Source organism: Allobosea sp. GW822-FHT03F07 (assembly GCF_058801345.1).
The window spans coordinates 1167996-1183603 of record NZ_JBXAND010000001.1; the positions used below are offsets into that span (position 1 = coordinate 1167996).

19 protein-coding genes are annotated in these 15608 nt (G+C 66.3%); 11 read left to right on the forward strand and 8 right to left on the reverse strand.

Annotated elements, in window-relative coordinates; genetic code table 11:
* Window positions 1-85: 85 nt before the first annotated feature.
* Both AC1RMY_RS05615 and AC1RMY_RS05620 read left to right on the forward strand, forming a co-directional pair.
* Window positions 86-1060 (forward strand): Bug family tripartite tricarboxylate transporter substrate binding protein, encoded by a 975-nt coding sequence (locus AC1RMY_RS05615; RefSeq protein WP_492862966.1) that lies wholly within the window; start codon window positions 86-88, stop codon window positions 1058-1060.
* Window positions 1061-1184: 124 nt separating this feature from the next.
* Window positions 1185-2318: a PQQ-dependent sugar dehydrogenase gene (locus tag AC1RMY_RS05620; RefSeq protein ID WP_492862967.1), complete on the forward strand. Its 1134-nt coding sequence runs from the start codon at window positions 1185-1187 to the stop codon at window positions 2316-2318.
* 6 nt (window positions 2319-2324) lie between these two features.
* On the opposite strand, the gene AC1RMY_RS05625 is transcribed toward AC1RMY_RS05620, so the two are convergent.
* The 3 genes from AC1RMY_RS05625 to AC1RMY_RS05635 all read right to left on the reverse strand — a co-directional run bounded on the left by AC1RMY_RS05625 (window position 2325) and on the right by AC1RMY_RS05635 (window position 3814).
* Complete coding sequence (locus AC1RMY_RS05625) at window positions 2325-3095, reverse strand: class I SAM-dependent methyltransferase (protein ID WP_492862968.1); 771 nt, start codon at window positions 3093-3095, stop codon at window positions 2325-2327.
* Window positions 3096-3129: 34 nt separating this feature from the next.
* A complete protein-coding gene (locus AC1RMY_RS05630; protein ID WP_492862969.1) occupies window positions 3130-3486 on the reverse strand; it encodes a DMT family protein in 357 nt (118 codons plus the stop codon).
* Window positions 3487-3553: 67 nt separating this feature from the next.
* The gene (locus AC1RMY_RS05635; protein ID WP_492862970.1) at window positions 3554-3814 is read right to left on the reverse strand and encodes a SemiSWEET family sugar transporter; all 261 of its coding nucleotides are present in this window, start codon (window positions 3812-3814) and stop codon (window positions 3554-3556) included.
* Window positions 3815-3942: 128 nt separating this feature from the next.
* On the opposite strand from AC1RMY_RS05635, the gene AC1RMY_RS05640 reads away from it, so the two are divergent.
* The 6 genes from AC1RMY_RS05640 (at window position 3943) to AC1RMY_RS05665 (ending at window position 9146) form a co-directional block, all read left to right on the forward strand.
* On the forward strand, window positions 3943-5127 hold the full coding sequence (locus AC1RMY_RS05640; protein ID WP_492862971.1) for a lytic murein transglycosylase: 1185 nt from the start codon (window positions 3943-3945) through the stop codon (window positions 5125-5127).
* The gene (locus AC1RMY_RS05645; RefSeq protein WP_492862972.1) at window positions 5127-5525 is read left to right on the forward strand and encodes a RidA family protein; all 399 of its coding nucleotides are present in this window, start codon (window positions 5127-5129) and stop codon (window positions 5523-5525) included. Before AC1RMY_RS05640 ends, AC1RMY_RS05645 begins: the two co-directional genes overlap by 1 nt.
* A gap of 84 nt (window positions 5526-5609) precedes the next feature.
* Window positions 5610-6719 carry a 3-isopropylmalate dehydrogenase gene (leuB, locus tag AC1RMY_RS05650; RefSeq protein ID WP_492862973.1) on the forward strand — a complete coding sequence of 370 codons (1110 nt, stop codon included), beginning with the start codon at window positions 5610-5612 and terminating at the stop codon, window positions 6717-6719.
* Between the two features lie 171 nt (window positions 6720-6890).
* Window positions 6891-7847: a protein-methionine-sulfoxide reductase catalytic subunit MsrP gene (gene msrP / locus AC1RMY_RS05655; RefSeq protein WP_492862974.1), complete on the forward strand. Its 957-nt coding sequence runs from the start codon at window positions 6891-6893 to the stop codon at window positions 7845-7847.
* 88 nt (window positions 7848-7935) lie between these two features.
* Window positions 7936-8505 (forward strand): methylated-DNA--[protein]-cysteine S-methyltransferase, encoded by a 570-nt coding sequence (locus tag AC1RMY_RS05660; RefSeq protein WP_492862975.1) that lies wholly within the window; start codon window positions 7936-7938, stop codon window positions 8503-8505.
* Between the two features lie 86 nt (window positions 8506-8591).
* Entirely contained in the window at window positions 8592-9146 is a 555-nt protein-coding gene (locus AC1RMY_RS05665; RefSeq protein ID WP_492862976.1) for an NADPH-dependent FMN reductase, read from the forward strand.
* Between the two features lie 476 nt (window positions 9147-9622).
* Here AC1RMY_RS05665 and AC1RMY_RS05670 read toward each other — a convergent pair whose 3' ends face one another.
* The 3 genes from AC1RMY_RS05670 to AC1RMY_RS05680 form a co-directional block, all read right to left on the reverse strand.
* Window positions 9623-10513 (reverse strand): LysR family transcriptional regulator, encoded by an 891-nt coding sequence (locus tag AC1RMY_RS05670; protein ID WP_327529462.1) that lies wholly within the window; start codon window positions 10511-10513, stop codon window positions 9623-9625.
* A 144-nt stretch (window positions 10514-10657) separates the two neighbouring features.
* On the reverse strand, window positions 10658-11623 hold the full coding sequence (gene trxB / locus AC1RMY_RS05675; protein ID WP_492862977.1) for a thioredoxin-disulfide reductase: 966 nt from the start codon (window positions 11621-11623) through the stop codon (window positions 10658-10660).
* A gap of 69 nt (window positions 11624-11692) precedes the next feature.
* On the reverse strand, window positions 11693-12682 hold the full coding sequence (locus AC1RMY_RS05680) for a mitochondrial fission ELM1 family protein (RefSeq protein ID WP_492862978.1): 990 nt from the start codon (window positions 12680-12682) through the stop codon (window positions 11693-11695).
* A 114-nt stretch (window positions 12683-12796) separates the two neighbouring features.
* Between AC1RMY_RS05680 and AC1RMY_RS05685 the strand changes: the two genes are divergently transcribed.
* Together AC1RMY_RS05685 and AC1RMY_RS05690 are read left to right on the forward strand one after the other, a co-directional pair.
* Window positions 12797-13261 carry an Lrp/AsnC family transcriptional regulator gene (locus AC1RMY_RS05685; protein WP_492862979.1) on the forward strand — a complete coding sequence of 155 codons (465 nt, stop codon included), beginning with the start codon at window positions 12797-12799 and terminating at the stop codon, window positions 13259-13261.
* Window positions 13262-13265: 4 nt separating this feature from the next.
* A complete protein-coding gene (locus AC1RMY_RS05690) occupies window positions 13266-13721 on the forward strand; it encodes a GNAT family N-acetyltransferase (RefSeq protein ID WP_492862980.1) in 456 nt (151 codons plus the stop codon).
* Here AC1RMY_RS05690 and AC1RMY_RS05695 read toward each other — a convergent pair.
* Window positions 13706-14209 (reverse strand): hypothetical protein, encoded by a 504-nt coding sequence (locus AC1RMY_RS05695; protein WP_492862981.1) that lies wholly within the window; start codon window positions 14207-14209, stop codon window positions 13706-13708. The two genes, AC1RMY_RS05690 and AC1RMY_RS05695, sit on opposite strands and share 16 nt — an antisense overlap.
* 123 nt (window positions 14210-14332) lie before the next feature.
* Between AC1RMY_RS05695 and AC1RMY_RS05700 the strand changes: the two genes are divergently transcribed.
* Window positions 14333-14935: a MarC family protein gene (locus tag AC1RMY_RS05700; protein WP_492862982.1), complete on the forward strand. Its 603-nt coding sequence runs from the start codon at window positions 14333-14335 to the stop codon at window positions 14933-14935.
* A gap of 122 nt (window positions 14936-15057) precedes the next feature.
* On the opposite strand, the gene greA is transcribed toward AC1RMY_RS05700, so the two are convergent.
* Window positions 15058-15534, reverse strand: coding sequence for a transcription elongation factor GreA (gene greA, locus AC1RMY_RS05705; protein ID WP_492862983.1), 477 nt, complete (start codon window positions 15532-15534; stop codon window positions 15058-15060).
* Window positions 15535-15608 lie beyond the last annotated feature (74 nt).

Genomic DNA, 15608 nt, shown 5'->3' on the forward strand with positions numbered 1-15608 from the left:
TTCTGCAAGCGCTTTACGCAGAACGCTTTTCTCCCTAATGCTCCCGCCAAGCCTGTCGCAGATCGGGCCGCCCGGGAGGAATTACATGTCGTTGACCCGCCGCACCACGCTCGGCCTGATGGCCGGCGCCGTTTTCGCGCCCTCGCTCGTTCGGGCTCAGAGCTTTCCGAGCAAGCCGATCACCATCGTCGTGCCCTATCCGGCGGGCGGGCCCACCGACGCGATCGCGCGCTTCGTGGCGCAGGACCTTTCCGGTTCGATCGGCCAGAACGTGCTGGTCGACAACCGGGCCGGGGCCTCGGGCGCCGTCGGCACACGTGCTGTCGCGCATGGCCCGGCCGATGGCCACACGATCATCTTCGGCAACAACCAGACGCATGGGAACAACATGTTCCTGCTGAAGGAGCCGGGCTACGACGCGGTCAAGGATTTCGCACCGCTCGCCGGCGTCGGCGCCTTCGAGCACGCCTTCGTCGTGCGCAAGGACCTGCCGGCCAAGGACATCAAGGAACTGATCACGCTGGCCAAGGCCGATCCCGAGAAGCTCAACTACGGCTCGACCGGCGTCGGCTCCGGCTCGCATCTGGCCATGGAACTGTTCATGCAGCGCACTGGCATCAAGATGACGCATGTGCCATTCCGCGGCGCGGCGCCGCTGGTGCAGGAGATCATCGGCGGGCGCATCGACATCGCCAATTCGACACTGCCGAGCGTGCTCGAACAGATCAATGCCGGTAATCTGCGCGCCTTGGCCATCGCCAGCCCCGAGCGCAATCCGCGCGCCAAGGACATCCCGACGCTGCGCGAGCAGGGCGTCAGCAACGCCGATGCCGATTCCTGGGCGGCCTTCTTTGCGCCCGCCGCCACGCCGGCGCCGGTGCTGGAGGTGCTGTCGAAGGCGATCCTGGGCTCGATTGCCAAGCCTGCGGTCACCGAGCAGATCCTGAAGCTGGGCTTCACGCTGAAGCTGCGCGATCCGGCCGCGTTCCGGCCCTATCACCTCCAGGAAATCGCGGTCTGGGAGAACATCATCAAGGCGGCCGGAGTGAAGCCGGAGTGAGGCGGGCGCCTCCGCTGTAGCGGGGGCGGGCCGGCTTCACTTCGACGTGACCTGCAGGCAACCGATTGGCGGGCGGCGCCGTTGTCTCCTATCAGAAGGCTGAAGCCTCGACAGGGAGCCAATGATGCGCCGGCATGCCTATGCGATCGCCCTCGTGGCCGTAACCACCGTTCCGGCCCTTGTTCCCGGCGTCCAGGCGCAGCAGCGCTTTCCCTCCAGTGCCGGCGATCTTGCCGTCGAGACCGTGGCGAGCGGGCTGGAGAATCCCTGGGGTCTCGCCTTCCTGCCCGATGGGCGCATGCTGGTCACCGAGCGGCCGGGCCGGCTGCGGCTGGTCGGGACGGACGGCAAGCTGTCGACGCCGATCGCGGGCGTACCCAATGTCGCCGCGCGCGGGCAGGGGGGGCTGCTCGACGTGATCATCGATCCGGTATTTGCGCAGAACCGGACGATCTACCTGTCCTTCTCGGAGCCACGCCCCGGCGGCAACGGCACCAGCGTCGCCCGCGCCCGGCTGAACGAGCGCGGCACGGCGCTGGAGGGCACGCAGGTGATCTTCCAGCAGATGCCGACGATCAACAGCACGATGCATTTCGGCTCGCGGCTGGTCTTCGACCGCAAGGGCGCGCTCTTCGTCACGGTCGGGGACCGCTACAGCCAGCGCGACCAGGCGCAGAATCCTGCCAATCATATCGGGAAGGTCATGCGCATCAGCCCCGGGGGCGGCGCGCCGGCTGACAACCCGAAGATCGCGGGCTGGCAGCCGGAGATCTGGTCGATCGGCCACCGCAACGTCCAGGGCGCCGCGCTGCATCCCGAAACGGGCCAGCTCTGGACGGCCGAGCACGGTGCGCGTGGCGGCGACGAGGTCAACACGCCCAAGGCCGGGAAGAACTATGGCTGGCCGGTGATCACCTATGGCATCGACTATTCCGGTGCGAAGATCGGCGAGGGTACCACCAAGGCTGGCATGGAGCAGCCGCTGTTCTACTGGGATCCCTCGATCGCGCCGTCGGGCGCGGCCTTCTATACGGGCCCGGTCTGGCCGGCGTGGAAGAACTCGCTCTTCGTCGGGGCGCTCGCCGGCCAGATGTTGGTCAGGCTCTCGACGCAAGGGGAGAGCGTCACCGGCGAAGAGCGGCTGCTGGAAGGGCTCGGCCTGCGCATCCGCGATGTCCGGCAGGGGCCGGATGGGTTCCTCTATCTGCTGAGCGACGCCAGCGACGGCAAGGTGCTGCGGGTCCGGCCGGGGCGGTAGAGCCTGTCAGACGATCTCCGCCAGCCGCGTGTCCTGCGACAGCACGAGACACCAATGCGGCTCGAAATCGGCGCCGAGGGGCCAGATGAAATCCTTGAAGATTTTCAGCGCCTGTGTCTGGTAGCGATCGAACCAGTTGCGCTGGCAGAGCACGAACTTGGTTGCTCCGACGATGGTCTCGCGGTCGATGACGCAGAGCGGGACGATGTCGGGGTTGGCTTCGAGATAGGCCTGGACCGCGACCATCAGCGTCGGATAGCCGGGGTGAAGCATGTCGTCGAGGACGATCAGGCCACCATCGGCGAGGCAGGCCGTGGCGAGCGCCAGATCCCTGGCGAGGGCGGCGCGCGAATGTTCGCCGTCGATATGGACGAGACGCAGCCTCGCGCCACCGGCATGGGCGAGGAGGTCGGCCGGCGGCATGGCTCCGGCATCGCCCTTGATCGTCCGGCGGCGCTCGGGACCGATGCCGTGCCGGGCGCAATTGGCCTCGAAGCGCTGCTCGACGCCCGGATCAGGCCATTCGAAGATATCGAGCGCCAGCGCGATTTCACCGGGCTCCAGCGCGTGCGCCAAGGCGATGAAGAAGCGGCCCTCGAAGGCGCCGATCTCGGCGATCGGGCCCTTCACCCCCTCTTCTGTCTGCAGGCGTAGCAGCCTCGCGCAAATCGCAGCGGCGAAGCGCGAGGACATCCCGACGACGCGGTCATAGCCATCGGCCAGATAGGCTGCGACCGCCGGATGGTCGGGCGAGGGGATGTGGGTCGTCCTGTCCATGCGTCCGCCTCGATCGCCGCTGTTTGCCCGATCCTCAGGCTTTCGCCTGGAAGATGAAGAAGGCGCCGGCGGCGATCAGCGCGAAGCCGATCGCGTGGTTCCAGGTCAGCGATTCCTTCAGCCAGAAGACCGAGAAGGCTGCGAAGACGGTCAGGGTGATGACCTCCTGCATGGTCTTCAGTTCCGCGGTCGAATAGACGGAAGCGCCGATCCGGTTGCCGGGCACGGCAAGCATGTATTCGGGGAGAGCGATCATCCAGCTCGCGAGAATGGCGAGCAGGATCGCGCTGCCCTTGTAGCTGAGATGCCCATACCAGGCGAAGGTCATGAAGACGTTCGAGCCGATCAGCATGACGACCGGCAGGATATGGGCAGTGGTGATCGAGGGCATGCCGGGGCTTTCCTGGAGTGACGGCGGGGAGGGGCGGCCCGGTGTCTCGTTCGGGCAAGGCATCGTCTCAGCCGAAGCGCAGCTTCATCATGACGATCAGCGATACCAGCAGCAGCGTCAGCGCATTGGCAAGGACGACCGGCCAGGAGCCGATCTGCAGCCCATAGGTTAGCCAGAGCGCGGTGCCGGCGGCGAAGAGAGACTGTGTCCAGAGCGAAATCGCGCGGGTGTCGCGGGTGCGGATCGTGCGCCAGGCCTGCGGCAGCCAGCACAGGCTGGTCAGTGTGGCGGCGACGAAGCCGAGGATCTCGATCGAGGCTGTCGACATGGGCGATTCCAATGTGCGGATAACCCTCATAATCGGATTCGCTGCGTTGCGCCGCAGTTCGCGATGGTTAACCTCCCTTAACGCTCACGCCCTAGTTTCGCGTCATTCCTGCGATTCGGTGGAGACCCATGCGCGTCATCACATTGGCCCTGCCTCTCGTCCTGCTAGCCTCCGCCGCATCGGCGCAGAGCGGCTTCCAGTCCTGCCTGTCTGGTCTTCGCGCCGAGGCCGCTGCGAAAGGCGTGTCGGGCGCAACCTTCGACCGCGCCATGGCCGGCGTCGAGCCGGACATGAAGGTGATCGAGGCGATGAACAACCAGCCGGAGTTCAAGACTCCGATCTGGGACTATCTCGGGACGCTGGTCGACGAGGAGAAGGTCGCGGAAGGCCGGGCCATGCTGCGCCAGCATGGTTCGACGCTGGCGGCGGCCGAGCAGCGCTTCGGCGTCGACCGGCACACGATCCTGGCGGTCTGGGGCGTCGAGAGCGATTTCGGCAAGGCGCGGGGCAAGATGCCGCTGGTGCAGGCGCTCTCGACCGGCGCCTGCCTCGCGCCGCGCCGCAACGCCTTCTTCAAGGGCGAGCTGATCGCGACGCTGCAGATCATCCAGCGCGGCGACGTTCGGCCCGAACGGTTGTTCGGCTCCTGGGCGGGCGCCTTCGGCCACACCCAGTTCATCCCCTCGACCTATCTCAGGCTCGCCGTCGATGGCGACGGCGATGGGCGGCGCGACCTCGTCGACTCGATCCCCGACGCGCTGCATTCGACCGCGAACTTCATGGACAAGGCCGGCTGGGTCACCGGCGCGACCTGGGGTTATGAGGTGCGCGTTCCGAATGGCTATTCCGGCCCGACCGGGCGCAATCCGAAGCAGCCGGTCTCGTCCTGGGCGGCGCGCGGGATCGTCAAGTTCGACGGCTCGGCGCTGACCGGCTCGGGCAATGCGGGCCTGCTGATGCCGGCCGGACGCAACGGGCCGGCCTTCCTCGTCTTCAAGAACTATGACGCCGCCTACAGCTACAACGGCGCCGATTCCTATGCGCTCGCCATCTCGCTCCTGTCCGACCGCCTACGCGGCCGGCCGGGTGTGCAGGGCGACTGGCCAACCGACGATCTGCCGCTATCGCGCGAGCAGCGCCGTGAACTCCAGCGCCTGCTGATCGCGCGTGGCTATAATGTCGGCGAGCCCGACGGCGCCGTCGGCTCGCTGACGCGGACGGCGATCAAGGAGATCGAGGCCAGGATCGGGATGCCGCAGACGGGGCGGCCGGGCGAGAAGGTGCTGCGGGCGCTGAAGAGCGGGCGGGTCTGATGGCGCATTCGGAGCGCCGCCTGATCTCTACCGGCTCACCCTTCGAGACCGCCTTCGGTTATTCGCGGGCGGTGATCGACGGCGACCTCGTCTTCGTTTCGGGCACGACCGGCTACGACTACGTCACCATGATGCTGCCGGAAGACGTCGCCGAGCAGGCGCGCAACATCTTCCGCACGCTCGATGCCGTGCTGACGGAAGCCGGCTCGTCGCTGACGCGGGTGGTCAGGGCGCAGTATTTCGTCACCGACCGGAGCTATTGCGAGCCGGTGCTGGGGGTCTGCGGCGAGGTCTTCCGCGAGATCCGCCCGGCAGCCGGAATCTATGTCGTAGCGGGACTGCTCAAGCCCGAGATGAAGGTCGAGATCGAGGTGACCGCGCGGCTGGCGCGGCCCTGACCTTCCCTCCGAGACGCTTGCGCGTCACCGTCCCGCGCCCTAATCAGCCGCCACGACAGTCCAAGAAACGGCGAGGCGACGACCATGGCGACCCACAAGCTCCTGATGCTTCCCGGCGACGGCATCGGCCCCGAGGTGATGGGCCAGGTCGAGACGATCGTCTCCTGGTTCGGCAAGCAAGGGCTGGCCTCCTTCGAAATCGAGAAGGGGCTCGTCGGCGGCGCCGCCTATGACGCGCACAAGCAGGCGATCTCGGAAGGCGACATGAAGCTCGCCCAGCAGGCGGATGCGGTGCTGTTCGGCGCAGTCGGCGGGCCGAAATGGGCGGATGTGCCCTATCAACATCGTCCGGAAGCCGGACTGCTGCGCCTGCGCAAGGATCTCGGCCTGTTCGCAAACCTACGCCCGGCGATCTGCTATCCGGCGCTGGCCTCGGCCTCGTCGCTGAAGCAGGAGGTCGTCGAGGGGCTCGACATCCTGATCGTGCGCGAATTGACGGGCGGCGTCTATTTCGGCGAGCCGAAGGAGATCGTGACGCTGGAGGACGGCTCCAAGCGTGGCGTCGACACGCAGCTCTACACCACGCCGGAGATCGAGCGGATCTGCCGCGTCGCCTTCGAGCTGGCGCGCACCCGCCGCAACAAGGTTTCCTCGTCCGAGAAGCACAACGTCATGAAGACCGGCGTCCTCTGGAAGCAGACGGTCACGGCGCTGCATGCCAAGGAGTATGCGGATGTCGAGCTCGAGCACGTGCTCGCCGACAACTGCGCCATGCAGCTCGTGCGCTGGCCGAAGCAGTATGACGTCATCGTCACCGACAATCTGTTCGGCGACATCCTGTCCGACATCGCGGCGATGCTGACCGGCTCGCTCGGCATGCTGCCCTCGGCCTCGCTCGGCGCCGAGGACCCGGCCACCGGCAAGCGCAAGGCGCTCTACGAGCCCGTCCACGGCTCGGCTCCCGACATCGCCGGCAAGGGCCTCGCCAACCCGATCGCGATGATCGGCTCGTTTGCGATGGCGCTGCGCTACTCCTTCGGCGCCGGCGAGGCGGCCGACCGGCTGGAGGGCGCGATCGCCGATGTGCTCGGCTCCGGCACGCGCACCAAGGACATCGCGGCTCCCGGCACGAATGCCGTCTCGACCAGCGAGATGGGCCAGGCGATCGTCAAGGCTCTCGAAGCGCGCGGGTGAGGCCGTTGCGTCATGCTCGGGCTTGACCCGAGCAGCTCCCGACGACAGCGCGCAATGAGATGGTCGGCTCAAGGTCGGCCACGATGGTTCGCCACCTCTCCCCCTCGTGACTTGCGAGTGAGGGGTGGCGGGCGCAGTGTCGCGGCATCCGAAACGGAGCCAAGTCCGTCGATGCTGATCAAACGCCGTGCCGGCTGGGAAATGCCCGAGAGCCAGGCCACGCCTGAATCCGCTTTTCTGAACCGCCGCAGCTTTATGGCGGGGGGCGTCGGGCTGATCGCTGGTTCCGCCCTGCCGCAAAGCGCTTTCGCCCAAGGGCCCGATCCGACCCAGGATCTCTACCCTGCGAAGAGGAACGCCGCCTACACGCTCGACCGGCCGCTGACGGCGGAAGACGACGCGGCGAGCTACAACAACTTCTACGAGTTCGGCACCTCCAAGGACATCGTCGCCGCCTCAAAACGGCTGGCGACCCGGCCCTGGACGATCACGATCGATGGCATGGTCGAGAAGCCATTCGAGATCGGCTTCGACGATCTCGTCCGCAAGCTGCCGCTCGAAGAGCGGCTCTATCGCTTTCGCTGCGTCGAAGCCTGGTCGATGGCGGTGCCGTGGACGGGCATCCCGCTGAAGGCCTTCGTCGATTTCGCCAGGCCGCTCGCTTCGGCGAAATACATCCGCTTCGAGACCTTCCTCAATCCTCGGGTGGCGCCCGGCCAGTCGCAGCGCTGGTATCCCTGGCCCTACACCGAGGGTCTGACCATCGCCGAGGCTGCGAACGAGCTGCCGCTGCTGGTGACGGGCATCTACGGCAAGCCGATCCCGACCCAGCACGGCGCGCCGGTCCGGCTGATCGTGCCGTGGAAATACGGCTTCAAATCGGCCAAGTCGATCACCAAGATCAGCTTCGTTGCCGAGCGCCCGAAGACCTTCTGGGAGGGGCTGCAGGGCGGGGAATACGGCTTCTGGGCCAATGTGAATCCGCAAGTGCCGCATCCGCGCTGGAGCCAGGCGAGCGAGCAGGTGCTGGGCACGCGCGACCGCAAGCCGACGCTGCTGTTCAACGGATATGGCGAGCAGGTTGCAGGCCTCTATAAAGGGCTGGAGGGCGAGAAGCTCTATATGTGAGCTGCCGTCAATCGTCAGGCCCGGGCTTGACCCGGGCCTCTCTGGCAAGGGATTCTCCGATCTGCGTTTCGCCTCGCCGGGGAATGGCATGATGTCCCAGCACTTCACTCTCTTCGACACTGCGATCGGCGCCTGCGCGCTGGTCTGGCAGGGCGGGCGCATCATCGGCGCGCAACTTCCCGAGAGCGACGAGGCGGTGGCGCGGCAGCGTCTGGCGCGGCGGTTTCCGCAGGCGAGCGAGGCTATGCCGCCCGATTTTGCGCAGGCCGCCATCTCCGACATCACGGCGCTTCTCGACGGCGAGCCGCGCGATCTTTCGCATCTGCCGATCGACCTCGCCAGCGTGCCGGCGTTCAACCGTAGGGTCTATGAGGTGGCGCTCGCCATTCCGCCCGGCGAGACGCTGACCTATGGCGAGGTCGCGGCGCGGATCGGCGAGCCGGGTGCCGCGCGGGCGGTCGGTGTGGCGCTGGGCCAGAACCCGTTCGCGCCGATCGTGCCCTGCCATCGCGTGCTCGCAGCCGGCGGCAAGACAGGTGGCTTTTCGGCTGATGGCGGCGTCGAGACCAAGCTCAGGATGCTGACGATCGAGAAGGCCAGGACCAGCCCGCTTCCCGGGTTGTTCGGCGCCCTGCCGCTGGCTGCGCGGCCGCGCTGAGCGCCTTCGGCGGACCCATCGGCGATGCCGATGGGTTTCCTCCACCTGTTCCCATTTCACCCCCCTGCAATCGAGGTTCCGGTTTCATGGCTCCGTTCAAACTCGCCATCATTGTCGGCAGCAACCGCAAAGCGTCGATCAACCTCCGCTTGGCGCGGGCGCTGGCCAAGCTCGGCACGGCGTCCTTTGTCGCGCATTTCGTCCAGATCGACGATCTGCCGATGTTCAACCAGGATCTCGAGGCAACCGCCTGGCCCGAGAGCGCCACCCGGTTGAAAGGCGAGATCGAAGGCGCACAGGCACTATTGGTCGTCACGCCCGAGCACAACCGCTCGATTCCAGCCGCGCTGAAGAACGCGATCGATTGGGCATCGCGCCCATCGGGCAAGGGCGTCTGGCGGGGCAAGCCTGTCGCGATCATCGGCGCGAGTCCCGGCAACATCGGCACGGCCTGTGCCCAGCAGCATCTGCGCGTCATTCTCGGCAATCTCGGCGCGCAGATGATGGGTGGCGAGATGTTCATCACCTACAAGGAGGGCCTCGTCGACGACGCCGATGCCGTCACCGTGGAGGCGACACGTGAATTCCTGCAGAAGTTCATGGACAGGTTCGCCGGCTTTACCGGGAAGCTCGCAACGTAAGGGCAGGTCGCTACTTCGACTGAAAAGCCAAAAAAAGGGCCGGCGTCCCGTAAGGGAGCCGGCCTTGAAAGTTTGAAACATCCGGCTCAAACGCCAAACATCTCAGAGGGGAACGGCTGAAACGAACTCGATGCCGGGAGGAGATAGCAGAGCCCGTTCCGAACAACCGTGATTGCTATATCGGGCAGCACCTGCCTTTTTGCAATGCAGCATAGCTTGGGTCCGCCATGCGCAGATTGCATGAACTGCGATCAATTGGCGCGATTTAAGTCTAAATCATTGATAAATATGCGCGCAACGCATCCGCGATCCTCGGACGCGAAGCGATATCGCTAAGGTTTGCCCCGTTCCGGTGCAGTCTCGCACCGAGACTGCCGTCACATCATGCAAGTGGAGGACGCGCCCGGCAGCAAAAGCTGCCAGGCGCCATGATCTGGATCAAAACGAGTCGGGATTTCGGCGCGCCCGGCTGCCGGTCAGTAGGTCCAGCGTTGCGCCTTCTGAATCAGGAAGTCGCGGAAGACCTGCACGCGCGCGACCGACTTCATCTCTTCCGGATAGACCAGATAGCTCTCCAGCTGCGGCATCTCGGTCTCGCGCATCAACTGCACGAGCGGGGAGCCGGTCTCGATGAGGTAGTCGGGCAGGACGGCGATGCCGGCGCCCGAATCGACCGCCCGCTTCATCGCCGTGATGTTGTTCACGGTCAGATGGATCGGCCGGGGGTTGCGCTGGTCGCGGCCGAGCGAGCCGAGCCAGTGCACCGCCGTGAGATAAGAGGGCGAGGTGCCGCCGAAGGACAGGATCCGGTGGTTGTCGAGATCCTCATGGGTCTTGGGCTCGCCGAAGCGCTTCACGTAAGCGGGCGAACCGTAGACGTGGAAATGGACGGTGAAGAGCTTGCGCTGGATCAGGTCCGGCTGCTGCGGCTGGCGCAGACGGATGGCGATGTCGGCCTCGCGCATCGACAGGTCCAGCTCCTCGTCGGTGAGGATCAGGTCGACCTTGATGTCGGGGTAGAGATCGAGGAATTCGGCCAGGCGCGGCGTCAGCCAATGCCCGCCGAGGCCGCGCGTCGCGGTGACCTTGAGCTCGCCGGAGGGATGCTCCCGCGTCTCCGAGAGCTGCGAGCGCGTCCGCTCCAGGCGCTGCGTCATCTCGCGCGCGGCGCGCCACAGCAACTCACCCTGCTCGGTCAGGATCAGACCGCGCGTATGGCGATGAAACAGCGGCGCCCGCAATTCGCGCTCCAGCGCGCCGATCTGGCGGCTGACGGCGGATTGACTGAGGCCGAGAACATCGCCAGCTTTGGTGAAGCTGCCGGACTCGGCGACGGTATAAAAGATCCTGATGCGGTCCCAATCCACCGCGGTTCCCCCGTTATGCGTTTGATGCATGTTGGGGGCTAAAATCCTTGAACGTCAACGCCCGCATCGCATTACGGCGTCGTTTTCACACTGAATCTGGTTACGAAAGCAATCAATTTCTGTGATGAATTGCCGCTTTGTACGTTATTCAGCGGCCTTGAGTTGTTCCAGCTCATTGGCCTGCAACCAGCGCTCTGCATCGAGCGCGGCCATGCAGCCCATCCCGGCCGCGGTGACCGCCTGGCGATAGTGCTCGTCGGTAACGTCGCCGGCGGCGAAGACGCCTGGCACGTTGGTATTGCTCGTACCCGGCACGACATCGAGATAGCCTGAAGCGTTCATGTCGAGCTGGCCGACGAAGAGCTCGGTCGCCGGCTTGTGGCCGATCGCGATGAAAACGCCATCGGTCTTCAATTCGCTCTCGGCGCCGGTCTTGAGGTTGCGCAGGTGCAGATGGGTGACGTTGGGTGGCTGGGTGCCGCCGCAGATTTCGGCTATCTCGCTGTCCCAGACGACCTCGATCTTCGGGTGCTTGAACAGCCGGTCCTGCATCACCTTCTCGGCGCGCAGGCTGTCGCGGCGATGGACCAGCGTCACCTTGGCGGCGAGATTGGCAAGATAGAGCGCCTCCTCGACGGCGGTGTTGCCGCCGCCGACCACCACGACCTCCTTGTTGCGGAAGAAGAAGCCGTCGCAGGTCGCGCAGGCGGAGACGCCGAAGCCCTGGAAAGCCTGCTCGGAGGGCAGGCCCAGCCATTTGGCCTGGGCACCGGTCGCAATGATCAGCGCATCGCAGGAATAGGTCTCGCCGCCATCACCCCAGAGCCGGAAAGGCCGCTGCGAGAGATCGACGCGGGCGATGTGGTCGGAGACCATGCGCGTGCCCATGTGCTCGGCCTGGGCGCGCATCTGCTCCATCAGCCACGGGCCCTGGATGACGTCGGCGAAGCCGGGATAGTTCTCGACATCGGTCGTGATCATGAGCTGGCCGCCGGCCTGCATGCCGGAGATCAGCACCGGCTCCAGCATGGCGCGGGCGGCGTAGATCGCGGCGGTGTAGCCGGCCGGGCCCGAACCGACGATCATCACGCGGGCATGGGTGTGGGCCATGGTCTGGTTCCTGTTCCTGCGGCTTTCGTCACATACGATGCCCTGTCGCCGATGCAAGCTCACAACCGCTCAAGATCGGGCGATGCCGAGCTGCTGCCTGTGCATAAGCCAGCCGCGGCGCACCGCATCGGCGATCGCCTGTGTCGAGTCGACCGGCTCGTAGCGCGCGCCCTCGAGCCGCCCCTCGAAGTGATGGACGGAGCCTTCGCGTTTCAGCGCCTCCAGGAATTTCGCCAGCTTGCCATGGCCGCCATGCGGCTCGAAGACGAGGATCGGCGCACCGGTTGCGGTGGCCTCGCCGATCATGTTGGTCGAATCGGCGGTGGTGACGATGGCGTCGGCATTGGCGAGCAGTGCGACATAGGGGTTCTCGCCCGCGCCATCCCACCACCAGCCGCCATGGCGGGCGAAGACGGCGCCGACGGCCTTGTCGAGATCAGGCGTGGTGCGTCGCGAGCGCGAGCCCATCAGCGCGACGCCGGAACGGGCCAGCGCGTCGAGCCCATCCGTGAAGCGGGCGATATCATCCGGGCGGAAACGGTGATGGCGGCTGTCACCGCCGACCAGCACCGCCGCGCGGGGCGAGGGCAGGGCCGCAATGGCTGCCGGCGGGGCTTGGCGCGCCTGCGCAAGCCGCTCCGGCGCGAGCCGATGCGGGGAGGTGGTGGTGACCAGCACGTTGTCACCGCGCAGGCGGTCATGACCGGAGACCCAGATCAGGTCGGCGCTTCCTGCGCCTGTGCGCGGATCCTTCAGGAACACCGTGAAGGTTGCGCCGTTCGAAGCCTTCCTGACGGCACGCACGTAAGGCACGGCGCGCCGGCCCGACGCGATCAGGATGTCGGGGAAGGGAGGGCGGATCGGGCTGCCGGGGCGGTCCGGGCTCTCGCGCGGGTCGATCGGGCCGCGCGGCATCAGCCAGGCGAAGGGCTTTCGGGGCGCGATGCGCCGGACATCGGGGGTGATGCCCAGCCGCTCGGCGACGCCGAGGCATTGCACTTCGTCGCCGGCCTTGCCGTCGGTCAGGACCCAGATGCTGGGAGAAGGTTCGGCGGACACCTGCAGGCTCCTCGATGGTGACGCCGGCTGGTGGCGTCTCCTGTGGCACGGACAATGCCTTGTATCGCCCCGACGCTGCGTCTACACCAGCGCGACCTTTCTCCGGGGCCCCTTGTGCGATCCAAACTCGACGATATCGACGTGCGCATCCTGCGCGAACTGCAGGCCGATGGGCGCATGACAAATGTCGAGTTGGCGAGCCGCGTCGGCATCTCGCCGCCGCCCTGCCTGCGGCGGGTGCGGGCGCTCGAGGAAGCCGGGCTGATCACCGGTTATCGGGCCCAGCTCGACGAAGGCAAGCTCGGGCTCGACGTGGTCTGCTTCGCCTTCGTGCATCTGGCCAGCCAGGCCGAGGCTGATCTCGAGGCGTTCCAGGCACGCATCCGCGCCTGGGCCGCGGTGCGCGAATGCTGGAAGCTCTCCGGCGACATCGATTTCGTCCTGAAATGCGTCGCGCCGGACCTCAAGGCCTTCCAGGATTTCGTCGGCGAGCTGACGGCCCTGCCCAATGTCCGCAATGTCCGCACCGCACTTGCACTCGACCGGGTGAAGGACGAGCCGATCGTGCCGTTCGGCTGAAGGCATGAGCCCCGTTCGCCAAGCATGTGTCGAGGACTTGCCCGCGATCCTGGCGCTCTATGCCCAGTTGAGCCCCGGCGACCTGCTTCCAGATGCGGCGGCGGCCGACGAAACCTGGCGCCGCATTCTCGCCAGTGAGATGATGAGCGTGCACGTCGTTGAATTCGATGGTGTCGTGGCCGCGACCTGCGTGCTGATCGTCGTGCCCAATCTGACGCGTAGCCAGCGTCCGTTCGCGCTGATCGAGAACGTGGTCAGCGATGCGGCGCTGCGCGGACGCGGTCTCGGCAAGAGCGTCGTCCAGGCGGCGGTTGCGCATGCCTTTGCGCAAGGCTGCTACAAGGTCATGCTGATGACCGGGCGCAGCGACCCGGCCGTGCTCGGCTTCTACGGGGCCTGCGGCTTCGAGCGCGGCAAGACGGCTTTTCAGATCAGGCAGTCGCCTCAGCCACCGAGATAGCGCCTGATCCAGAGGGCGTTGTTCTCGATCAGGGCCGCGACGCGGCGCTGGTCGACATCGGGCCGGTACCAGGCTCCGCCCGAGCCCGAATCGAGCACTGAGAGGATCGGGAAGGTCTGCAGCACCTCGCCGCGCGGGCCGAGCAGGAAGATCTCGCTGTCGAAATTGTCGTTGCTGCCGCCGCCGTCTGTCGGCCTGCCGCCGCCGCTGCCGCCGGCGAAGCTCGCCAGCCAAACGCCCTTGACCGTGACGTGCAAGGTCGGGCCGGCGCCGGGGCGGTAGATCGCCCCCAGCGTCGCGGCGAGCTGGCGCTCCATGGCGATGCGGATGCGCTCGGCGTTCGGGCCCCAGCCCTGGCCAGCGATGCGGGAGGTGTCGACACGGATCTTGCCGATCGTGCGCGCCTGCGCGCTGGCGACGGACAGCGGAGCGAGGGCAAAGGCTGCGCCCATCAATCCGAGCGAGAGGAGGTTTCGACGCGTCGTCATCGGCTTGCTCCAGCGACCATGCCGAAAGATGTAGTCCTCGTCCGGGCTTTGTCCAAGGGAGGGCATCCGTCGCTTTGGCGGCCGTCGCGGCCATGCTTAATGGGGGGCCAGCGGAGGCGAATCATGTTCACCGAGATCGTCAAGCTGTGGGTCGTGATTGATCCGATCGGCACGCTGCCCGTCTTCCTCGCGGTGACGGCCGGGCTGAGCGCCGCGGCGGCCCGCGCGGTGGCGATCCGGGGGACGCTGGTCGCCTTCGGCGTGCTGGTGTTCTTCGTCGTCGGCGGGCAGGTGTTGCTGACCGCGATGGAAATCGCGCTGACCTCCTTCGAGATCGCCGGGAACATCGTGCTCTTCCTGTTCGCGCTGACGATGATCTTCGGCGAATCGAAGCTGGAGGAGGACGAGAAGCTGATGCGGACCTCCGATCTGGAGCGTGCCGTCTATCCTTTGGCGATCCCGAGCATCGCGAGCCCCGGCGCGATGCTAACCGTGATGACGGTGACGGACAATTCGCGCTTCAGCATTCCCGAACAGGCCGAGACGGTGATGCAGATCGCGGGAATCCTCGCGGTGACTCTGGTCCTGATGCTCGGAGCGTCCCGCATCATCGCGCTGATCGGCAATGCTGGCGCCAGTGTCATCAGCCGGGTGATGGGGCTGATCCTGGCGAGCGTCGCGGTCGACGGCATCGTCAAGGCGATGCGGGCGGTGATCGCCGGATGAGGAGGGTGGTTGGCGAGGGGCGTCATTCTCGGGCGGAGCCAAGCTCCGACCCGAGAACCTCGTGACGGGAAGGCACTGGTTTCTGGGATGGTCGGGTCAGGCCCGACCATGACGTTGTGCGATCAGCGGAAGACGACGCTGACGACCTCGTAGGACTTGCCGCCGCCGGGCGTGTTGACCTGCACGGAATCGCCGACCTTCTTGCCGATCAGCGCGCGCGCGATCGGGGAACCGATCGAGACCTTGCCGGACTTCACGTCCGATTCCGGCTCGCCGACGATCTGGTAGGACTTCTCCTCCTCGGTGTCGTCGTCGATCAGCTTGACGGTCGCGCCGAACTTGATCGTGTCGCCGCCGGCCAGCTTGGCGACGTCGATGATGTCGGCACGGCCGATCAGCGATTCCAGCTCCTGGATGCGGCCTTCATTGAGGGCCTGCGCTTCCTTGGCGGCGTGATACTCGGCGTTCTCCGAGAGATCGCCATGGGCGCGGGCCTCCGAGATCGCCAGGATGATGCGCTGGCGCTGCACCTGCTGGCGATCCTTCAGCTCGGCCTCCAGAGCGGCGAAGCCGCCGGCGGTCATCGGAACCTTTTCCATCGTCTCGTCCCATCATCCGAAAGCGGGAGCCCGCCGGCGGCTGCTTTTGCCGCCCGCGCCCCGCTTCCTGTCGT

What these genes read in the sequence shown, in the direction of transcription:
- AC1RMY_RS05660 (WP_492862975.1), top strand. Translation starts at nt 7,936, where the DNA reads ATGATGTCCCAGCACTTCACTCTCTTCGACACTGCGATCGGCGCCTGC.
- AC1RMY_RS05635 (WP_492862970.1), bottom strand. Translation starts at nt 3,814, where the DNA reads ATGTCGACAGCCTCGATCGAGATCCTCGGCTTCGTCGCCGCCACACTG.
- AC1RMY_RS05690 (WP_492862980.1), top strand. Translation starts at nt 13,266, where the DNA reads ATGAGCCCCGTTCGCCAAGCATGTGTCGAGGACTTGCCCGCGATCCTG.
- AC1RMY_RS05665 (WP_492862976.1), top strand. Translation starts at nt 8,592, where the DNA reads ATGGCTCCGTTCAAACTCGCCATCATTGTCGGCAGCAACCGCAAAGCG.
- AC1RMY_RS05640 (WP_492862971.1), top strand. Translation starts at nt 3,943, where the DNA reads ATGCGCGTCATCACATTGGCCCTGCCTCTCGTCCTGCTAGCCTCCGCC.
- trxB (WP_492862977.1), bottom strand. Translation starts at nt 11,623, where the DNA reads ATGGCCCACACCCATGCCCGCGTGATGATCGTCGGTTCGGGCCCGGCC.
- AC1RMY_RS05620 (WP_492862967.1), top strand. Translation starts at nt 1,185, where the DNA reads ATGCGCCGGCATGCCTATGCGATCGCCCTCGTGGCCGTAACCACCGTT.
- leuB (WP_492862973.1), top strand. Translation starts at nt 5,610, where the DNA reads ATGGCGACCCACAAGCTCCTGATGCTTCCCGGCGACGGCATCGGCCCC.
- AC1RMY_RS05645 (WP_492862972.1), top strand. Translation starts at nt 5,127, where the DNA reads ATGGCGCATTCGGAGCGCCGCCTGATCTCTACCGGCTCACCCTTCGAG.
- greA (WP_492862983.1), bottom strand. Translation starts at nt 15,534, where the DNA reads ATGGAAAAGGTTCCGATGACCGCCGGCGGCTTCGCCGCTCTGGAGGCC.
- AC1RMY_RS05700 (WP_492862982.1), top strand. Translation starts at nt 14,333, where the DNA reads ATGTTCACCGAGATCGTCAAGCTGTGGGTCGTGATTGATCCGATCGGC.
- AC1RMY_RS05625 (WP_492862968.1), bottom strand. Translation starts at nt 3,095, where the DNA reads ATGGACAGGACGACCCACATCCCCTCGCCCGACCATCCGGCGGTCGCA.
- AC1RMY_RS05630 (WP_492862969.1), bottom strand. Translation starts at nt 3,486, where the DNA reads ATGCCCTCGATCACCACTGCCCATATCCTGCCGGTCGTCATGCTGATC.
- msrP (WP_492862974.1), top strand. Translation starts at nt 6,891, where the DNA reads ATGCTGATCAAACGCCGTGCCGGCTGGGAAATGCCCGAGAGCCAGGCC.
- AC1RMY_RS05695 (WP_492862981.1), bottom strand. Translation starts at nt 14,209, where the DNA reads ATGACGACGCGTCGAAACCTCCTCTCGCTCGGATTGATGGGCGCAGCC.
- AC1RMY_RS05615 (WP_492862966.1), top strand. Translation starts at nt 86, where the DNA reads ATGTCGTTGACCCGCCGCACCACGCTCGGCCTGATGGCCGGCGCCGTT.